At 68.3% G+C, this 1821-nt stretch carries 3 protein-coding genes; 1 reads left to right on the top strand and 2 read right to left on the bottom strand.

Annotated features, from left to right (window positions below):
• Nucleotides 1-41: 41 nt before the first annotated feature.
• A complete protein-coding gene (gene nth / locus ACIPIA_RS15450; protein ID WP_400510823.1) occupies nt 42-743 on the bottom strand; it encodes an endonuclease III in 702 nt (233 codons plus the stop codon).
• A 20-nt stretch (nt 744-763) separates the two neighbouring features.
• Here nth and ACIPIA_RS15445 point away from each other — a divergent pair, with 20 nt between their 5' ends.
• Nucleotides 764-1291: a DUF2244 domain-containing protein gene (locus ACIPIA_RS15445; RefSeq protein ID WP_400510821.1), complete on the top strand. Its 528-nt coding sequence runs from the start codon at nt 764-766 to the stop codon at nt 1289-1291.
• A gap of 4 nt (nt 1292-1295) precedes the next feature.
• Here the strand turns inward: ACIPIA_RS15445 and ACIPIA_RS15440 are convergent.
• On the bottom strand, nt 1296-1821 hold a 526-nt coding region (locus ACIPIA_RS15440), incomplete at its 5' end, for a class I SAM-dependent methyltransferase (RefSeq protein ID WP_400510820.1).

Genomic DNA, 1821 nt, shown 5'->3' with positions numbered 1-1821 from the left:
AGCAGACGAAGGGAGGGCTCACGCAGCGTCACCGTGGAGGTTCAGGTCACGCGCTTGTCCGGTGAGTCGCAGAGGTCGTTCTGGATGCAGCGGCCGCATTCCGGGCGGAGCGCCTTGCAGGTGTAGCGCCCGTGCAGGATCAGCCAGTGATGGGCGTGGCGGCCGAAATCCTCCGGAATGGCCTTCTCCAGCCCGAGCTCCACCTGCATCACGTTCTTGCCGGGCGCGATCCGCAGCCGGTTGGAGACGCGGAAGACATGGGTATCGACCGCGTGGGTGATCTCGCCGAAGGCGATGTTGAGCACGACGTTCGCGGTCTTGCGGCCGACGCCGGGGAGGCTTTCCAGCGCCTCGCGCGTCGTCGGGACTTCGCCGCCGAACTCGGCGATCAGCTTCTCGCAGAGCGCGATGACGTTCCTGGCCTTGGTGCGGAAGAGACCGATCGTCTTGATGTAGTCGCGTACGGTTTCCTCGCCGAGCGCCAGCATGCTGGCGGGCGTGTCGGCGATGGCGAAGAGCGGGCGCGTCGCCTTGTTGACTCCGGCATCGGTCGCCTGCGCCGAGAGCACGACGGCGACCAGCAGCGTGAAGGCGTTCACCGATTCAAGCTCGCCCTTCGGCTCCGGGTTGGCGGTGCGGAAGCGCTCGAAGATCTGGCGAATCTCGGCCGGCTTGCGGGCGCGCGGCAACGTGATGCGCTTCGCCGGGGCACGGGCACGCGCGGGCCTGTTCTGCTGATCCATGACGGCGTTATAATGCGGTGATGGACCCCGGCAAGAGCCCCGAGAGCGAGAGCATGGACGCCGCGCGGCGCCCGGTCTTCGACGCGACGATCACGCCGCATCGCTCGCTCGGCCAGAACGGGTTCCGCATCGTGATGACGCTGGTCTGCCTGGCCAGCGTCATCTCGTCGATTCCCTTCGTGGTGCTCGGCGCCTGGCCCGTGGCCGGCTTCTTCGGCCTCGACATTCTCGCCCTCTTCATCGCCTTTCACGTCAACTTCCGTCATGCCCGCGCCTTCGAGCGCATCGTGGTGACGCCGCTGGAGGTCTTTCTGCGCAAGGTTTCGCATCACGGCCGCGAGGCGGTCTGGCGCTTCAATCCGGCCTGGACGCGGCTCGAACGCGAGACCGACGAGGATTACGGCCTGCTCGGCCTGTCGCTGGTCTCGCGCGGGCAGAGCGTGGCGGTGGCGTCCGCGCTCTCGCCGCATGAGCGCGCCGGCTTTGCCGATGCGCTGGGAGCAGCGCTCGCGAATGCCCGGCGCGGCCCCGACTACCGCGCGCCCTGAAGCGTCAGATCTTGCGGGCGAGCCAGATCGTATGGCCGCCGCAGCTCGCATCCTCGGCAACATGCGCGACGACGGCGAAGCCGTTTTCCGCGAGCAGCGCGCGGTACCCCTCCGGCGCCAGGCTGCCATGATAGAGCGGCTCACCCTCGAAGATGCCGATCGCTTCGCCATGCGAGGGGCCGCTGGTGAACATCAGGGCGGCGCCTGCGGCCGCATGGGCCGCGAAGACCGGGAACATCGCCTGCTGGTCCTCCGGCGTCAGGTGAAAGAACGAATCCCAGGCAATCAGGCCGTCGAAGCGGCGGCCGAGGGCGAGCCGGCGCATGTCCTGCACCTGCCACGCGGCCTGCGGAAAGCGTCGCCGGCAGAGCTCGATCAGCGCCGCCGAGGAGTCGATGCCGGTGACGGCGTGATTCCTGTCGAGGATATAGCGGGCGATCGGCTGGCCAGAGCCGCAGCCGATGTCGAGGATGGCGGCGCGCTCGGGGACGAGCGCTAGGAAGCGATCGAGCCAGGCGCCTTCGATCAGC

The sequence above is a fragment of the Allobosea sp. CER48 genome, assembly GCF_044752385.1.
GTDB lineage: Bacteria > Pseudomonadota > Alphaproteobacteria > Rhizobiales > Beijerinckiaceae > Allobosea.
This window is presented reverse-complemented; position numbering and strand designations above follow the sequence as displayed.

Coding starts and splice junctions, on each gene's coding strand:
- nth (WP_400510823.1), bottom strand. CDS start 743: ATGGATCAGCAGAACAGGCCCGCGCGTGCCCGTGCCCCGGCGAAGCGC.
- ACIPIA_RS15445 (WP_400510821.1), top strand. CDS start 764: ATGGACCCCGGCAAGAGCCCCGAGAGCGAGAGCATGGACGCCGCGCGG.